The sequence below is a fragment of the Streptomyces sp. NPDC038280 genome (genome assembly GCF_055600045.1).
In genome coordinates this window covers 126,140-140,885 of record NZ_JBVJYZ010000010.1, presented here as the reverse complement: position 1 = coordinate 140,885, position 14,746 = coordinate 126,140, and the positions used below count along the sequence as shown (strand labels likewise).

Below are 14,746 nucleotides of genomic sequence, written 5' to 3'. Positions count from 1 at the left end.
CGGGCCGGCTTCCCGTGCGACGGCGCGCCATGCCGTCGCCCACCAGGTTCGAAGGGACGCAGCAGAACATGTCGAAGATAATCGTCGCCGGCGGAGGGATCGGCGGACTGGCAGCGGCGGTGGGCCTCGCCGGACGCGGCCACCGGGTGACCGTCCTCGAACGCCGCGAGGAGTTCTCCGAATACGGCGCCGGCATTCAACTGGGCCCCAACGCCTTCCACGCCCTCGACCGCCTCGGCGTCGGCGACGCCGTCCGCGCCCGAGCCGTCTTCATCGACGCGCTCCAGCTCATGGACGGCACCACGGGCGAACGCGTGGTCCGGCTCCCGCTGACCGCGGCGTACCGGGAGCGGTTCGGCAATCCGTACGCGGTCGTGCACCGGGGCGACCTCTACCAGCCGCTGCTGGACGCCGCCCGGGCCTGCGACCGGATCGAGCTGCGCACCGGCAGCGGTGTCGTCGGCTACGAACAGGACCGCGAGCGCGCCTGGGCGGTCACCGACGACGGCGCCCGCCACGGCGGAGCCGCCGTCATCGGCGCCGACGGCATCCGCTCGGCGGTCCGCCGCCGGATGACCGGCGACGGCGAGCCGCGCGTCTCGGGACACACCATCTACCGGTCGGTGATCCCCATGGAGAAGGTCCCCACGGAGCTGCGGACCAACGCGGTCACCCTCTGGGCCGGGCCCAAGTGGCACTTCGTCCACTACGCCATCGACGGCGGCCGCTCCCTCAACCTCGCGGCGACCCGCGACGACGGCGCCACCGAGGCGGTCGTGGCCCGGCCGGCCGCCCGCGACCACGTCCTCGGCGAGTTCGCGGGGATGAGCGAGCGGGCCCGGGCGCTCCTGGAGCTCGGCGAGTCGTGGCGTTCGTGGGTGCTGTGCGACCGGGACCCCATTGAGGACTGGTCCGACGGCAGGGTCGCGCTGCTCGGCGACGCCGCGCACCCGATGCTCCAATACGCCGCCCAGGGCGCCTGCATGGCGCTGGAGGACGCCGTCGTCCTCGGCGAGATCCTCGACTGCGATCACACGGTGCCGCAGCGCCTGGAGAAGTACGTCGCCGAGCGGCGCGAGCGGACGGCCCGCACCCAGCACCTCGCCCGTGAGCTGGGGCGTCAGCTCTACCACCCGGCCGGCGCGGAGGCGGTGGCGCGCAACGCGATGCTGTCGGCGATGTCCGACGACGATCTCCACGACGCGGTGGAGTGGCTGCACGGATCCGGCGGCGTGCGCCGGCTCGCGAGCGCGGGGCACCGGCAGGAGTGATAACTGCGTCCTTCCGGGGGTTCTTGTTACCGGGGTCACACGCGTGTGCGGAGCCCTGGACGCACCCGGTAGCGTGAGCCGACGATTCCGTAGGTTGATGGGTAGGAGTCCCGGTGACGCAAAGCGGACAGGGCCAGGAGCCGCAGCTTCCGGCGGTGCGGCCCGCGCGCGAAGGTGTCGTGCTGCCGTCCGACGGCAGCGAGCCCTGGGTGGCCGGTGGCGCGGGTGACCGGGCCGCGCCGGCCGGCGGCCTGCCCTGGGGCGGCGCGTGGGGCCCGGGAGAGCAGCAGGGACCGCCCGCGGCGCAGCCCCCGGCTCAGCAGCCCGCACAGCCCCCGGCCCAGCCCTACGGAGCGCAGCCGCTGCCGCCGGAGACCGTTCCCGGCGTGACGGGGGCCGAGGCGACGCAGTACCTCCCGCCGGTGCCGTCCGGTCCGTACGGGGCGGGCGCGTCGCCGCTGCCTCCGCAGGCACCCCCGTTCCTGCCGGCGCCGTCGGGCGCGGAGGCGACCCAGTACCTGCCGCCGGTCGGCCCCGGCGCGATGCCGCCGGCCGCGGGCCCGATGCCGGGTCCGATGCCGGGCGGCATCCCGGAGGAACGGCCCACGGAATCCACCCAGTTCCTGGGCACGGGTCCGCTCGTGCCGCCCGCCGCCTCGAGCGCCGACTCCGAAGCCACCCAGTACATAGCGCCCATACCGGCACAGGGCATCCCCACTCCGCCGCCCGGAGCGCCGTACGGCATCCGGCCCGGCACGCCCGACGAGCGTCAGCCCCCGGCCGAGTTCGACAGCCTCTTCCGCAGCGACTCGACCCAGCAGATGCCGCAACCGGCGCCGCAGCAGCCGCAGTTCCGGCAGCCGCCGCCCGCGTACCAGCAGCAGTCGCCGCAGCAGCAGTACCAGCGCGCGCCCTACGAGCCGCCCTACGACTCCGAGCCCGACGAGGGCCGCCGCAGGTCGCCCGTAGCCCTGATCGCCGCCGTCGTCATCGGCTGCACGGTCGTGGGCCTCGGCGCCGGCGCCCTGCTCAGCGGCGGCGACGACAAGGACAAGGACGCCGGCCAGACCGTGGCGTCCAGCTCCCAGGCGCCGTCCGACGACCCCACGAAGAAGGCCGTCGACCCGGCCGAGCAGCAGGCGAAGGAGCTCGACAAGCTCCTCGCCGACAGCAACAACAGCCGTGCGGCGGTGATCCGTTCGGTGGAGAACATCAAGAAGTGCGACAACCTCGACCAGGCGGCCGACGATCTGCGGGGCGCGGCCGCGCAGCGCCGCAGCCTGGTCACCCGGCTCGAAGGCATCACGGTCGACAAGCTCCCGCAGAACGCGGAGCTGACGGCCGCGCTCACCAAGGCCTGGCAGGCGTCGGCCTCCGCCGACGACCACTACGCCGCCTGGGCGGGCCAGGTGAAGGGCAAGAAGGGCTGCAAGGACGGCAAGGCGCGCATCACGCCGCAGACGGGTCTGGCCACCAAGGCGAGTGGTGAGGCGACTGCGGCGAAGAAGGACGCGTCGACGCGGTGGAACGCGATCGCCGAGCAGTACGGCCTGACCAAGCGCGGCTCCACGCAGCTGTAGCGGCGGGGTTGTAAGGCGGGGCCGTAGGACGCGGCTGCGGGACGCCGCCGCTACGGCGTTCCGCCCATCGTCTCGGCGACGTCGACGAAGCCCGGCTTCTGCGCCACCAGTTGGCCCTGGCGCACGACTTGGAACGTCACCTCGTGGTTGACGAGCCGCGGCATCCCGGCGGCGCCGAGCATGTCCTCGTAGCGCCAGCGCAGCGGTGGGGTGAGGCCGCCGGTGTCGACCCGGACGCCCTTGTCGAGGGCGCGGGAGACCTTGGCGGGGGTGACGGTCTCGGTGTCGAGCGACTCGACGACCCGCTTGAACACCGTGTACGCGATCCATGTGGTCTGCACCCCGGCGTCGGCCGGGTCGATCCGGTTGTCGCCGAAGGCGTGCTTGCGGATCACCTTGCGCATCGGCTCCCAGCGCACGTCCCCCGCGTCGGGGTACCAACCGGTGACGTACGCCCCCTCGTAGAGGCTGTTCGCCCCGCCCGTGCGGTCCACGAGCTGCTGGCCGACGCTGCCGAGGACCGAGGAGACCCGGACCTTGCGACCGTCCGAGGGCAGCCGGCGGAAGGAGTCGAAGAAGTTCTGGGTGCGCTCGCCCAGGACGGCGGTGACGCAGCCGTCCTCGTCACCGGCCCGGCTGCGGGCCCGGCGTGCCTGCTCGATGTACTCGTCGGCGTCCTCGACGGCCGGGATGTCGACGGCGGTGCGGTGACTGCCCTGGCGCAGGCCCGAGTTGAGGAGGTCGGGCATCTTGTCGCCGGTGACGGTGTCGGGCCGGACGAGCGAGACCCGGCGGCACTGGTCGGCCAGCTGCATGCCGTGCCCGGCGATCAGGGCGGCCTGGCCGCCGTTGACGGGGTAGGAGAGGTAGCTGGTGAACTCCTCGTCGGTGGTGCCGTAACCGCCGATGTAGGGGATGCCGGCGACCTCCAGGGGTGCCATGAAGGCGCGGCCGTTCTGGCTGTACGAGCCGACGACTGCGGCGACCTTCTCCCTCACCGCCCGCCGGGCGCAGGCGGCCGCGCCGACGGAGGTGTTTCCCTCGTTGCAGGTGAGGATGCGCAGCTCATGGCCGTCGATGCCGCCGTTGGCGTTCACCCAGCGCGCGTATGCCTGGGCCATCGCGGGCATACCCGGCATATTGGTTGCTTTCGTGCCATCGGGGGCCCAGGTCATCACGGTCACGGACTCCCTGGAGCCCCCCGTGGCCCCAGGGAGTGCGCCGCAGCCGGTGAGGAGAGCCGCGCCGGCCGCCATCGCCGCCGTACACGCGAGCAGTGAGGTCACGGCCTTGGAGGTATGAGGGCTGGAGGGGCGTCGCCTACCGGTCATGGGCATGCACAATTCCGCCCCACGGGTAACGCAGCGGTGAGCGCGGTTCAACGGTGGGTGACAGGAAGGTGAATTGCGGGGGCTGGTCAGCAGGTGCGAGGGGGGAACGTACGATCGAAACGTGTCCAGTTCGGTGAACTCTTCCCGTCGCGGCCGTCGCTCCTCCACCATGGGCGGCATGCCGCTCAACGACATGCCGTGGTGGCGCTGGCGCAGCAACGTGCGCTCGGCGCTGCACATGCTTTCCGATCCCGTCTTCCACCAGGACACCTGGCTGGCGGGCCACGAGGGGTACGGCGACGTGACCGACGCCGTCTACCGCCTGGTGGAGGACACCTGGCTCGACAACTGGTCGGCCGAGAAGTACGTCGGGACGATCTTCCGCGACTCCGGCGAGGCCGCGCTCGTCGACGTCGCCGTGCTGCGAGTGCTCCGGATCATGCACCAGGTCGGCCCGGACGCCCCGGTCTCCGCGTACATGGAGCACCACGGCTGGCCGGAGGCGGTACGGGCGGCCCGCGAGGCGCATGTGCGGCTGGCCGCGAGCGACGGGGACGACCCGGACGCGCCCCCGCGTTCCCTGGACGTCCTGCGGATCATGACGAGGTCCGCCTGACGGACCGACGTCCGCCGGGCCCGGCCGGATATGGCATCCTGCGAGGATGACCGACCAGTACGTCCTCACGCTTTCCAGCCCTGACAAACAGGGCATTGTGCACGCCGTGTCGAGCTATCTGTTCATCACGGGATGCAACATCGAGGACAGTCAGCAGTTCGGAGACCGGGACACCGGTCTGTTCTTCATGCGCGTCCACTTCTCGGCCGAGGCGCCGGTGACCGTGGAGAAGCTGCGCGCCAGCTTCGCCGCCGTCGGCGACTCCTTCCAGATGGACTGGCAGATCCACCGGGCCGACGAGCGGATGCGCGTCGTGCTGATGGTGTCGAAGTTCGGGCACTGCCTGAACGATCTTCTCTTCCGCCACCGGATCGGCGCGCTGCCGGTCGAGATCGTGGCCGTGGTGTCCAACCACACCGACTTCGCCGAGCTCGTCGCCTCGTACGACGTGCCCTTCCACCACATCCCGGTCACCAAGGACACCAAGGCGCAGGCCGAGGCCGAGCTGCTCGACCTGGTCCGGGCGGAGAACGTGGAACTGGTCGTCCTGGCCCGCTACATGCAGGTGCTCTCGGACGATCTGTGCAAGCAGCTCAGCGGCCGGATCATCAACATCCACCACTCCTTCCTGCCGAGCTTCAAGGGCGCCAAGCCCTACCACCAGGCGCACGCCCGCGGCGTGAAGCTGATCGGCGCGACCGCGCACTATGTGACGGCCGACCTCGACGAGGGCCCGATCATCGAGCAGGAGGTCGAGCGGGTGGGCCATGACGTCACCCCGGACCAGCTGGTCGCGATCGGCCGGGACGTGGAGTGCCAGGCGCTCGCGCGCGCGGTGAAGTGGCACGCGGAGCGCCGCATCCTGCTCAACGGCCGCCGCACGGTCGTCTTCACCTAGGTCGTGTCCGGAAGGTATGGCCGTCCGCCCGAAGGGCGTCGCACGCCAGGCAAGACTTTCCGGACACGACCTAAGCCCCTCCGGCGAACCGGTGGCCTACAGCCTGCTGAGGGACGCGGCCGCGAACAGGACGTCCCTGATCGCCTCCCGGTCGCCGTCCTGGCCGGCGGCCGCCTCCTCCGGGGAGACATGGCCGGCCACGAGCTGACAGAACTCCACGCCGTCCATCGCCACCTGGGCCACCGCCCGGTCCGGTGAGCCCAGCGCGGCCGGCGAGTCCAGAGCGATGTACCAGTGGCCGCCGCCCGAGCCCTCGACCTCCAGATGGAGCGAGCGGCCCGGGGCGCCCGCGGCCACCAGGTGCCGGGCGGGAGCCGCGAGTCCGCTGCGGCGGCGGTCGGCGAGCGCGGCGGGAAGCAGCCGCGCGGCCAGGTCGATCATGCCGTGCAGATGCGCGCCGCTCGGCGGGTCGTACGGATAGTCCACCGCGGCCGCGATGTCGTCCGCGTGCAGCCAGCACTCGAAGGCCCGGTCGAGCAGCGAGTCCCGCAGCGGCAGGGCGAAGTCCCCGTAGGACACCGACAGTTCGGCGACCCCGCGGCCCGCGAAGGAGACCGTGCGGATCAGGGTGTGGCTCTGGTCCCGCCAGGGTCCGCGGACGGTTCTGGTGGGCGGGAAGTGGGCGTCGCGCCAGTACGCCTCGGTGCGCTCGGTCGGCGAGTGCGTCGCGTGGGCCGAGGGCGATGTCGAGCCCGGCCCCGAGCTCAGGGGGTCGTCCAGGCCGAGCGACGTGGCGACCAGGCCGTCCACGGTCATCAGATGCCCTATGACGCCGGCGACCGTGGTGCGGCGGCTCACCTGCCGCTCGCCCTCGAACCACTTCAGCCGGACCGGGGCGTGCCACTCGGAGTCGCCGATGTCCCGGAGCAGCGCGTCGAGCCGCGCGGTCTCCGCGTCGTACGGCGTGGCCCAGTCGGGCACGGGGATCCGGGCGGGACGGCGGACCAGGCAGTTCTCCAGGACACGGGAGCGCAGCAGCGGATCGAGGTCCAGATCCCGCTCGGAGTGCAGCAGTCCGACGGCGTCGCGCAGCCGCAGGGCTTCGTCGGCGCACGGGGCGCACTCGGTGAGGTGCTCCTCGACGGCGCGGGTCTCCTCGGGGGAACAGGCGGACAGCGCCCAGGCCCCGAGCAGCGATTTCAGGACACCGTGCGACACGTGCGGGACCTCCGACGAGGGCTCCTGGAGGTCATGGGGCTTCTGCGGTTCCGCCGGACGCGGGGGCGCGGCGGCCGGCGGACCCGACAGGTCCGCGTGGTCGTCGGCCGCGTGCCGGGGCGCCGGTATGCGCGGGGCGCCGCGGAACTCGTCGGGTCCCTGGTCGTCGTCCGGGCCGCCATGGCCGCCGTTCAGCGGGCCGGTCATAGGTTGCGTCCGTAACCGGGCGGCGAGGAGCCCTCCAGGGGGCGGGTGTTCGCGGTGGACAGCAGCTGGAGACCCAGCCGCAGACGCCGGCGGGCCTCGTCCTCGGTGACGCCCAGGTCGGCCGCTGTCTGGCGGTAGTCGCGGCGCTGGAAGTACGCCAGTTCCAGAGCGGCCCGCAGCGGCGCCGGCATGGAGGTCACGATGTAGTCGGCGCGGGCCGCGACGGACGCCCGGCGCACCTTCTGCTCGAGCTCCTCGGCCGAGCCCTCGCCGGTCTGCTCGTACGCCGCCGCCTCGGTCTCCCGCAGGCGCTGCACCGCGTGCCGGTGAGTGAGCTTGGCCACCCAGGAGCGCAGGTTGCCCTGCTTGGGGTCGTAGGTGTCGGGGTGTTCCCAGATGTGGCCGAACACCTCACGGGTCACCTGGTCCGCCGCCGCGTCGTCCTCGAGGACCCGGTGGGCCAGGCTGTGGACCAGGGAGGCGTACCGGTCGTAGAGCTCGCCGAGCGCGGCCGCCTCACCGCGCGCCAACCGCTGCTGCATCCTGCGGTCCCAGCGCGGCGGTGTGTCCTTCGCCATACGACGTCCTCCCGGCCCGAGTCCCTTCGAATGTAGTGGGCGGTACCGCCCAAGGCCCGCTCTTTGCGGCAAGTACGCCCCGCGGCCCTTCCTCGATGGTAAGGAACGCGTCACTCCGGGCCGAGTTGGTTTCATCCAGGCGGGACGGGGCAGCGGGGTGGGAACAACTCCCTCCGTTTCCCAGGAAAGGCCGGACGCGTGACGCTCAACGTCGTCGAATCCGAGCAGGGCGCATGGACCGTCGTGCGTATGCGGGGTGAGCTGGATCTCGTGACCTCCCCCATGGTCCGCAAGCATGTGCACGACGCGGTGGCCGTCGGACGCCACGACGTGGTGCTCGATCTGTCGGGCGTGGTGTTCTGCGACTCGAGCGGTATCGGCATGCTGATCGCCAGCCGCCGCCTGATGCGCTCCTGCCAGGGCCGCCTGCGACTCATCCTCCCGGCCCGAGGCGCGATCGAGGGCTCGCACGTGAACCGGGTGCTGTCCGCCCTCGGTGTGCGCCGCCTCTTCGACGTGTACCCGGACCTGGACGCGGCCACCGACGAGGACGGCGACGAGCTGCAGGCCCTGTCCGCGTAACAGGGGCGCGATCCGCGCCCGAGGCCTTACCCTCCCCGCATGGACAGCGCAGAGTACGAGCGCAGGATCGCCCATCGGTTCGCGACCTTCGACCAGGACGGCAACGGCTGGATCGACCGCCAGGACTTCAGCGCGGCGGCCGCCGCCGTCCTCGCCGCGTTCGGGACGCCCGCCCGCAGCGACAGGGGGCAGGCGCTGCACAGTGGCGCGGAGGCGTTCTGGCAGGGCATGGCGGGGATCGCCGATGTCGACGGGGACCAGAAGGTCACCCGCCCGGAGTTCATCACGGGCGCGGTCAAGCGACTGCGGGACAACCCCGAGCGGTTCGCGGAGATCGCCCGTCCGTTCCTCCACGCGGTGATCGCCGTCGCCGACGAGCGGGGCGACGGGATGAGCCTCGACGCGGCGCGGCGGGTGCTGGAGGCCCTGGGCGTGGAACCCGCCGTCGCGCCCCGGGTGGTGACCGCCCTCGACGCGGACGGCGACGGCCGGATCACCGAGGGCGAGGTCCTGTCCGCGTTCGCGGCGTACTACGTGACGCCCCTGCCCGACGCGTAGAACCCGGTCCGTAAGGGCCCCTCACCTCCCGAACCGCTCGCGCAGTTTGTACTTGAGCACCTTGCGCAGGGTCTCGTTGCGCGGCAGCGCGTCGACGACCTCGAGCTGTTCGGGGAGCTTGTGCACGGAGAGTCCCTCGTCGCGCAGATGTGCGGTGAGGGACTCCAGCGTCAGCGGCGCGGCGTCCGGGGGCTGTTCGACCACGGCGCACACCCTCTCCCCCCGCTCGGCGTCGGGCAGTCCGATCACCGCGACGTCCCCCACGCCCGGGTGGCGGTGGAGCATGTCCTCTATCTCCTTGGCCGAGATGTTCTCGCCCTTGCGGATGATGATGTCCTTGATCCGTCCGGTGAGGACGAGATGACCGCTGCCGGTCAGATGTCCCACGTCTCCGGTGATCAGGAAGCCGTCCGCGTCGAAGGCCTCGGCGCTCTGGACGGGGTCGAGATAGCCCCGGCAGACGGCCTCGCCGCGCAGCCGGACCTCGCCGTCGACGATCCGGATCTCCATCCCCTCGGGGGGCCGCCCCTCCGTGGTCGCCAGGTTCTCCACGGTGTCGTCGGGATCTCCCATGGTGATCATCGGGACCTCGGTCATGCCGTAGCCGTGGGTGAGTTGGCAGCCCATCTCCCGTACGACCGCGTGGTAGAGCTCCGGCGGTTTGGGCGCCCCACCGCCGGCCAGCAGCCGCAGCGTCGGGATGATCTTCTCGCCGGGCTGCTTGCGCTGCTCGGCCAGGAACATCGAGTAGAAGGCCGTGGAGCCGCCGGCCACCGTCACCCCGTGCTTGCGGTACGTCTCCAGGGCGTCGGGCAGCGCGAACTGTTCGAACATCACCGCGGGGAAGCCGTAGAGGAGCAGCATCACCGTGTAGTCGGGGCCGGCGATGTGGGCGTACGGAAAGGCCATCGAGCCGATGTCGTCGGGGGTCAGGCGCAGCGCGTGCGCGAGGCAGGAGCCGCCCGCGATCAGTGAGCGGTCGGTGTGCAGAACGCCCTTGGGGTCCGATGTGGTGCCCGAGGTCCAGTAGATCCAGCGCACGTCGGTGCCCTCGGCGGGCGGCGGCGGCAGGACGGCCGGGTCGCCGTCGGGGAGCGAGTCGTACGCCTCGAAGACGCCCCGGGCGCCGAGCCGGTGGGCCATCGCCGTGTGGTCGAAGCCGCGCCACCGGCCCGGTACGGCGAAGAACTCGGCGTGGGACTCCCGCAGGGCGAAGCCCACTTCCCGGTCCCGGTAGAAGGGGATGACGGGTGACTGGACCGCTCCGAGGCGGGCGAGGGCGAAGGACAGCAGGGCCGTCTCGATCCGGGTGGGCAGCTGCCAGGCGACGACGGTGCCGGGTCGCACTCCCATGGCGTACAGGCCGGCGGCCACCCGCTCGCTCCGGTCGCGGAGCTCGCCGAAGGTGAGGACGCGGTCGTCCTGGAGGAGGAGGGGCCGGTCGGGGGTGAGCGCGGCGCGGCGTTCGACGAGCTCCCAGAGCGTGCGGGAGGCGCCCAGGGCGTGTGCGGTGTCGGTCACGACGATCCCCTCGTAGCCGATGCGAGCTGACGGTTAGTCAGATGGTGCGGAGAGCGTAGGGCCCCGCTCCTTGTCGGTCCAGGGGTGCGGGGCTAGCCTGCTATCTGACGGGTCATCAGATATGCGGAGGGGATCATGACAGAACTGCCGCGGATCATCAGCGTCGACGACCATGTGATCGAGCCGGCCCACCTCTTCGAGACCTGGCTGCCCGCCAAGTACCGGGACCGGGGGCCCAAGCCCCTCACGGCGGGCATCGGCGAGCTCGCCTACGTCGGCGGGAAGTACCAGATCACCATGGACCCCGACGGACCGCCGACGGACTGGTGGATCTACGAGGACCTGAAGTTCCCGTACAAGCGCAACATCGCCGCCGTCGGCTTCGACCGCGATGACATGACCCTCGAAGGCATCACCCGCGACGAGATGCGCCGGGGCTGCTGGGACCCGGTCGCCCGCCTCAAGGACATGGACCTCAACCACGTCGAGGCGTCCCTCTGCTTCCCCACCTTCCCCCGCTTCTGCGGCCAGACCTTCGCCGAGGCCCACGACAAGGAGGTGGCCCTCGCCTGCGTCCGCGCCTACAACGACTGGATGGTCGAGGAATGGTGCGGTGACAGCGGCGGCCGGCTCATCCCGCTCTGCATCATCCCGCTGTGGGACATCGACCTCGCCGTGGCCGAGATCCGGCGCAACGCCGCCCGCGGCGTCAGGGCCGTGACGTTCTCCGAGATCCCCACCTACCTGGGACTGCCGTCGATCCACTCCGGCTACTGGGACCCCTTCTTCGCCATCTGCCAGGAGACCGGCACGGTCGTCAACATGCACATCGGCTCCAGCTCCCAGATGCCGGCCGCCTCGCCCGACGCGCCGCCTGCCGTCCAGGCCAGCCTCAGCTTCAACAACGCCATGGCCTCGATGATGGACTTCCTCTTCAGCGGGGTCCTGGTGAAGTTCCCCCGGCTCAAGCTCGCCTACAGCGAGGGCCAGATGGGCTGGATCCCGTACGCCCTCGAACGCGCCGACGACGTGTGGCAGGAACACCGCGCCTGGGGCGGCGTGCGCGATCTGATCCCCGAGCCGCCGTCCACGTACTACTACCGGCAGATGTTCTGCTGCTTCTTCCGCGACAAGCACGGCATCGCGTCGCTCGACGTCGTCGGCCGCGACAACGCCACCTTCGAGACCGACTACCCCCACGTCGACTCCACCTTCCCGCACACCAAGGAAGTCGCCCTCGACCACGTCAAGGGCCTCGACGACGAGACCGTCCACAAGCTCATGCGCGGCAACGCCATCCGGATGCTGGGCCTGGACCTCGTCTGATGGACCTCTCGTACACGGAGGAGGAGGACGCCTTCCGGGCGCGTCTGAGGGCGTGGCTCGCGGACGTGCTGCCCACGTTGCCACCCCGGCCCGACCCGCTCGACTGGCCCGGCCGGCGCGCGTACGACACCGCCTGGCAGCGAATGCTGTACGACGCGGGCTACGGCGACGTCCACTGGGACGCGCCCCCCACCCAGCGGCTGATCTTCCTGGAGGAGACTGAGCAGGCCGGAGCGCCCTACGTCGGCGCCAACTTCGTCGGACTGCTCCACGCGGGCCCCACCATCGCCGCCGAGGGCACCGAGGCGCAGAGGGAGCGCTGGCTCACTCCCGTCCTGCGCGGCGACGAGGTCTGGTGCCAGGGCTTCAGCGAACCGGACGCCGGCTCCGACCTGGCCTCCTTGCGGACGAGGGCCGTACGGGACGGCGATCACTACGTGGTCAGCGGCTCCAAGATCTGGACCTCGCACGCCGAGGTCGCCGACTGGTGCGAACTGCTCGTCCGCACCGACCCGTCGGCTTCCAAGCACCGCGGCATCACCTGGCTGGCGATGCCCATGGACGCGCCGGGGATCACCGTACGGCCGCTGCGGACCCTCGCCGGATCGACGGAGTTCGCCGAGGTCTTCCTCGACGAGGTCCGGGTGCCCGTGGAGAACAGGGTCGGTCAGGAGAACGACGGCTGGCGCGTCACCATGGTGACCCTGTCGTACGAGCGGGGCACCGCCTTCGTCGGCGAGGTCGTCGCCTGCCGCCGCGTCCTCGGCGACCTCGCGCGCGCCGCCCTGAAGAACGGCCGCTGGGACGACCCGGCGCTGCGGCGCGTCCTCGGCAGGCTGAACGCCGAGTTCCGCGCGCTCTGGCGGCTCATCCAGTGGAACGTCAGCGAGGCCGAGGCCACCGGAGGCGTCCCCGGCGTCGGCGGCTCCGTCTTCAAGCTCCGCTACTCGCACGCCCGCCAGGAGCTGTACGACACGGCGGCCCGGGTGCTCGGCGCCGACGCGCTCGATCTGTCGCGCGACTGGACCCTGGACCGGCTGTCCTCGCTCTCGTACACCATCGCCGCGGGCACCTCCCAGATCCAGCGGAACATCGTCGCCGAGCGGATCCTCGGCCTGCCGAAGGGGCGGTGAGCACCCGGTGCGCTTCCAGCCGACGGACGACCAGCGGGCCCTGCGCGCGGGGGTACGGGAACTGCTCGACCGGCGCTTCGACCGCGAGGCGCTCCGGGCGGCGGTCGACTCGGGAACCCTGGACCGGGTTTTGTGGCGGGAGCTCGGTGAGGCCGGGTTCTTCGCGCTGCGGCTGCCGGAGGAGGAGGGCGGCGTCGGGCTCGGACCGGTCGAGGCGGTCCTGGTCTTCGAGGAGGCCGGACGGGCGCTGCTGCCGGGTCCGCTGATCGCCACGCACCTGGCGGCGGGGACCGTGCCGGGAGCCGCGGAGGGCGAGACGGTGGTGACCGCCGCCGACCAGTGCCTCGTGGAATGGCTCGACGAGGCGGACGCGATCGTGGGTGGCGTGCGCGACGCCGTACCCATCCGCTCGGTGGACCCACTCACGCCCCTGCACCGGCTGCCCGCCCCAGGAGGGACCCCGGCGGACCCGATGACTGGTCTCCTGACCGCCGCCGAGCAACTGGGCAGCGCCGGCCGCACCACCGGGATGGCCGTGGCGTACGCCCGTGAACGGGAGCAGTTCGGGCAGCCCATCGGCGCCTTCCAGGCGGTCAAACACCTGTGCGCGCAGATGCTGGTACGGGTGGAGGTGGCCCGCGCCGCGGTCTACGCGGCGGCCGTCACCGGCGACACCGCGGACATCGCCGGAGCCAAGCTGCTGGCCGACGAGGCGGCCGTGCGCGGCGCCCGCGACTGCCTCCAGGTGTACGGAGGCATGGGCTTCACCTGGGAGGCAGACGTCCATCTCCACCTCAAGCGCGCCTGGGTGAGGGCCGAGCGGTGGCTCCCCGCGACGGCAGCCGAGGAGATCATGGCCGCAGCCTTGGCCGAAGCGTTGTAGGGAGTAACAGAGCGTCGATATCGGGTTGTGTCCTTCGAGGGGTCGTCACGGGCCGGAGTCGGGGCCCGCCTCCGGTACGCTCCGTGGGATGCGAGTGGTTCTGAGGCTGGGTCGTCCCGGTGTTGCCCCTGCGGCGGCCCCGGACCCGGGAATGTCCGCCGTTCGCAGCCCCCACAGGCGCGGTGGGCGCTGTGCGCCCACCTGTTCGACTACCCGCAGCGCGCGTCGCACAGTATGGACTACACGTACTCCTTCGCGCTGGAATATGCCCGAAGCGCTTGTTGCGGTGACTGTACGTCAACCATGCTGTCTCACAAGGGAATCACATTCCGTGATGGCTGTGAGGCGCGAGGCGATGTGTCCGCCGGTTCGGATGGTGTGAGCGGTGCAGGTGCTTCAGGTTCAGTTGGAGGTCGGGCCCGATCCCGCGGAGGTCGGGCGGGCGCGGAGATGGGCCCGTTCACGGCTCGCCGGTTCGGGAATAGGGGATGACGAGCCGCTGGCCGAGACGCTGGTCCTGATCATCTCCGAGCTCGTCACCAACGCGGTCGTGCACACGGGCTGTCCGGCCGTCCTGAGGATGCTCTTCGGTGCGGGGGCGGCCGAGGCCGGGACCGTGCGGGTGGAAGTCGCCGACGCCAGCGCCCGCCCGCCGATGCCGCGCCACGCCGACGGTGACGACACCAACGGCCGGGGTCTGGAGCTGGTCGACGGCCTCGCCGACCGGTGGGGATGGCAGGCCGAAGGCGCCGGAAAGAGCATCTGGTGCGAAGTGGACCGGTGTGCGCCGCCCGTGACAGCCGTGGTGCGTGAGCCCGGAGCGTGCGGACTGCGCCACTACCCCGTGGACGAACCGGCGCACGCCGTCACACATAGCGCTTAACGGTTAAATCTCCGCCGTACTGTTGACGGGCCGTTGCTCTCTGATCACCCTTGAGTGAGCGATTCGTTGCGAGGGGACGCCGAGGGTTCTGCCCTCGACGAGTGCGGGTCGTGGCCCGGCGTCGGATCAAGGGCTAGTACGCCGGAGCCGGGTGGCGGCCG

14 protein-coding genes are annotated in these 14,746 nt (G+C 71.5%); 10 read left to right on the top strand and 4 right to left on the bottom strand.

The features are described from left to right. The first annotated feature begins 68 nt into the window (after positions 1-68). Together ACZ7J0_RS21245 and ACZ7J0_RS21240 are read left to right on the top strand one after the other, a co-directional pair. The gene (locus ACZ7J0_RS21245; RefSeq protein WP_470889536.1) at positions 69-1,271 is read left to right on the top strand and encodes a 3-hydroxybenzoate 6-monooxygenase; all 1,203 of its coding nucleotides are present in this window, start codon (positions 69-71) and stop codon (positions 1,269-1,271) included. Between the two features lie 113 nt (positions 1,272-1,384). After that, on the top strand, positions 1,385-2,851 hold the full coding sequence (locus ACZ7J0_RS21240) for a hypothetical protein (RefSeq protein WP_470889534.1): 1,467 nt from the start codon (positions 1,385-1,387) through the stop codon (positions 2,849-2,851). 50 nt (positions 2,852-2,901) lie between these two features. Here ACZ7J0_RS21240 and ACZ7J0_RS21235 read toward each other — a convergent pair whose 3' ends face one another. After that, entirely contained in the window at positions 2,902-4,182 is a 1,281-nt protein-coding gene (locus ACZ7J0_RS21235; protein ID WP_470889532.1) for an ABC transporter substrate-binding protein, read from the bottom strand. A 169-nt stretch (positions 4,183-4,351) separates the two neighbouring features. Between ACZ7J0_RS21235 and ACZ7J0_RS21230 the strand changes: the two genes are divergently transcribed. Next, positions 4,352-4,798, top strand: a complete 447-nt coding sequence (locus ACZ7J0_RS21230) for an SCO4402 family protein (RefSeq protein WP_470889753.1) — start codon at positions 4,352-4,354, stop codon at positions 4,796-4,798. Positions 4,799-4,844: 46 nt separating this feature from the next. Next, positions 4,845-5,696: a formyltetrahydrofolate deformylase gene (purU, locus tag ACZ7J0_RS21225; protein ID WP_470889530.1), complete on the top strand. Its 852-nt coding sequence runs from the start codon at positions 4,845-4,847 to the stop codon at positions 5,694-5,696. Positions 5,697-5,792: 96 nt separating this feature from the next. On the opposite strand, the gene ACZ7J0_RS21220 is transcribed toward purU, so the two are convergent. Beyond that, positions 5,793-7,121: an anti-sigma factor family protein gene (locus ACZ7J0_RS21220; protein ID WP_470889528.1), complete on the bottom strand. Its 1,329-nt coding sequence runs from the start codon at positions 7,119-7,121 to the stop codon at positions 5,793-5,795. Continuing rightward, complete coding sequence (locus ACZ7J0_RS21215) at positions 7,118-7,699, bottom strand: sigma-70 family RNA polymerase sigma factor (protein WP_470889526.1); 582 nt, start codon at positions 7,697-7,699, stop codon at positions 7,118-7,120. Before ACZ7J0_RS21215 ends, ACZ7J0_RS21220 begins: the two co-directional genes overlap by 4 nt. A gap of 198 nt (positions 7,700-7,897) precedes the next feature. Here ACZ7J0_RS21215 and ACZ7J0_RS21210 point away from each other — a divergent pair, with 198 nt between their 5' ends. Together ACZ7J0_RS21210 and ACZ7J0_RS21205 are read left to right on the top strand one after the other, a co-directional pair. Then, positions 7,898-8,281, top strand: a complete 384-nt coding sequence (locus tag ACZ7J0_RS21210) for an STAS domain-containing protein (RefSeq protein ID WP_468712052.1) — start codon at positions 7,898-7,900, stop codon at positions 8,279-8,281. A 39-nt stretch (positions 8,282-8,320) separates the two neighbouring features. Continuing rightward, a complete protein-coding gene (locus tag ACZ7J0_RS21205; RefSeq protein ID WP_470889524.1) occupies positions 8,321-8,839 on the top strand; it encodes an EF-hand domain-containing protein in 519 nt (172 codons plus the stop codon). A 21-nt stretch (positions 8,840-8,860) separates the two neighbouring features. Here ACZ7J0_RS21205 and ACZ7J0_RS21200 read toward each other — a convergent pair whose 3' ends face one another. After that, complete coding sequence (locus ACZ7J0_RS21200) at positions 8,861-10,360, bottom strand: class I adenylate-forming enzyme family protein (RefSeq protein ID WP_470889522.1); 1,500 nt, start codon at positions 10,358-10,360, stop codon at positions 8,861-8,863. Positions 10,361-10,495: 135 nt separating this feature from the next. Here ACZ7J0_RS21200 and ACZ7J0_RS21195 point away from each other — a divergent pair, with 135 nt between their 5' ends. From ACZ7J0_RS21195 to ACZ7J0_RS21180, 4 genes are all read left to right on the top strand, one after another. Continuing rightward, a complete protein-coding gene (locus ACZ7J0_RS21195; protein ID WP_470889520.1) occupies positions 10,496-11,686 on the top strand; it encodes an amidohydrolase family protein in 1,191 nt (396 codons plus the stop codon). After that, positions 11,686-12,819 carry an acyl-CoA dehydrogenase family protein gene (locus ACZ7J0_RS21190; protein WP_470889518.1) on the top strand — a complete coding sequence of 378 codons (1,134 nt, stop codon included), beginning with the start codon at positions 11,686-11,688 and terminating at the stop codon, positions 12,817-12,819. Before ACZ7J0_RS21195 ends, ACZ7J0_RS21190 begins: the two co-directional genes overlap by 1 nt. Before the next feature lie 7 nt (positions 12,820-12,826). Then, positions 12,827-13,702, top strand: coding sequence for an acyl-CoA dehydrogenase family protein (locus tag ACZ7J0_RS21185; RefSeq protein WP_470889516.1), 876 nt, complete (start codon positions 12,827-12,829; stop codon positions 13,700-13,702). Positions 13,703-14,087: 385 nt separating this feature from the next. Continuing rightward, positions 14,088-14,585, top strand: coding sequence for an ATP-binding protein (locus ACZ7J0_RS21180; RefSeq protein ID WP_470889514.1), 498 nt, complete (start codon positions 14,088-14,090; stop codon positions 14,583-14,585). Positions 14,586-14,746: the final 161 nt, after the last annotated feature.

What these genes read in the sequence shown, in the direction of transcription:
- ACZ7J0_RS21245 (WP_470889536.1), top strand. Translation starts at nt 69, where the DNA reads ATGTCGAAGATAATCGTCGCCGGCGGAGGGATCGGCGGACTGGCAGCG.
- ACZ7J0_RS21235 (WP_470889532.1), bottom strand. Translation starts at nt 4,182, where the DNA reads ATGACCGGTAGGCGACGCCCCTCCAGCCCTCATACCTCCAAGGCCGTG.
- ACZ7J0_RS21230 (WP_470889753.1), top strand. Translation starts at nt 4,352, where the DNA reads ATGGGCGGCATGCCGCTCAACGACATGCCGTGGTGGCGCTGGCGCAGC.
- purU (WP_470889530.1), top strand. Translation starts at nt 4,845, where the DNA reads ATGACCGACCAGTACGTCCTCACGCTTTCCAGCCCTGACAAACAGGGC.
- ACZ7J0_RS21220 (WP_470889528.1), bottom strand. Translation starts at nt 7,121, where the DNA reads ATGACCGGCCCGCTGAACGGCGGCCATGGCGGCCCGGACGACGACCAG.
- ACZ7J0_RS21215 (WP_470889526.1), bottom strand. Translation starts at nt 7,699, where the DNA reads ATGGCGAAGGACACACCGCCGCGCTGGGACCGCAGGATGCAGCAGCGG.
- ACZ7J0_RS21205 (WP_470889524.1), top strand. Translation starts at nt 8,321, where the DNA reads ATGGACAGCGCAGAGTACGAGCGCAGGATCGCCCATCGGTTCGCGACC.
- ACZ7J0_RS21195 (WP_470889520.1), top strand. Translation starts at nt 10,496, where the DNA reads ATGACAGAACTGCCGCGGATCATCAGCGTCGACGACCATGTGATCGAG.
- ACZ7J0_RS21190 (WP_470889518.1), top strand. Translation starts at nt 11,686, where the DNA reads ATGGACCTCTCGTACACGGAGGAGGAGGACGCCTTCCGGGCGCGTCTG.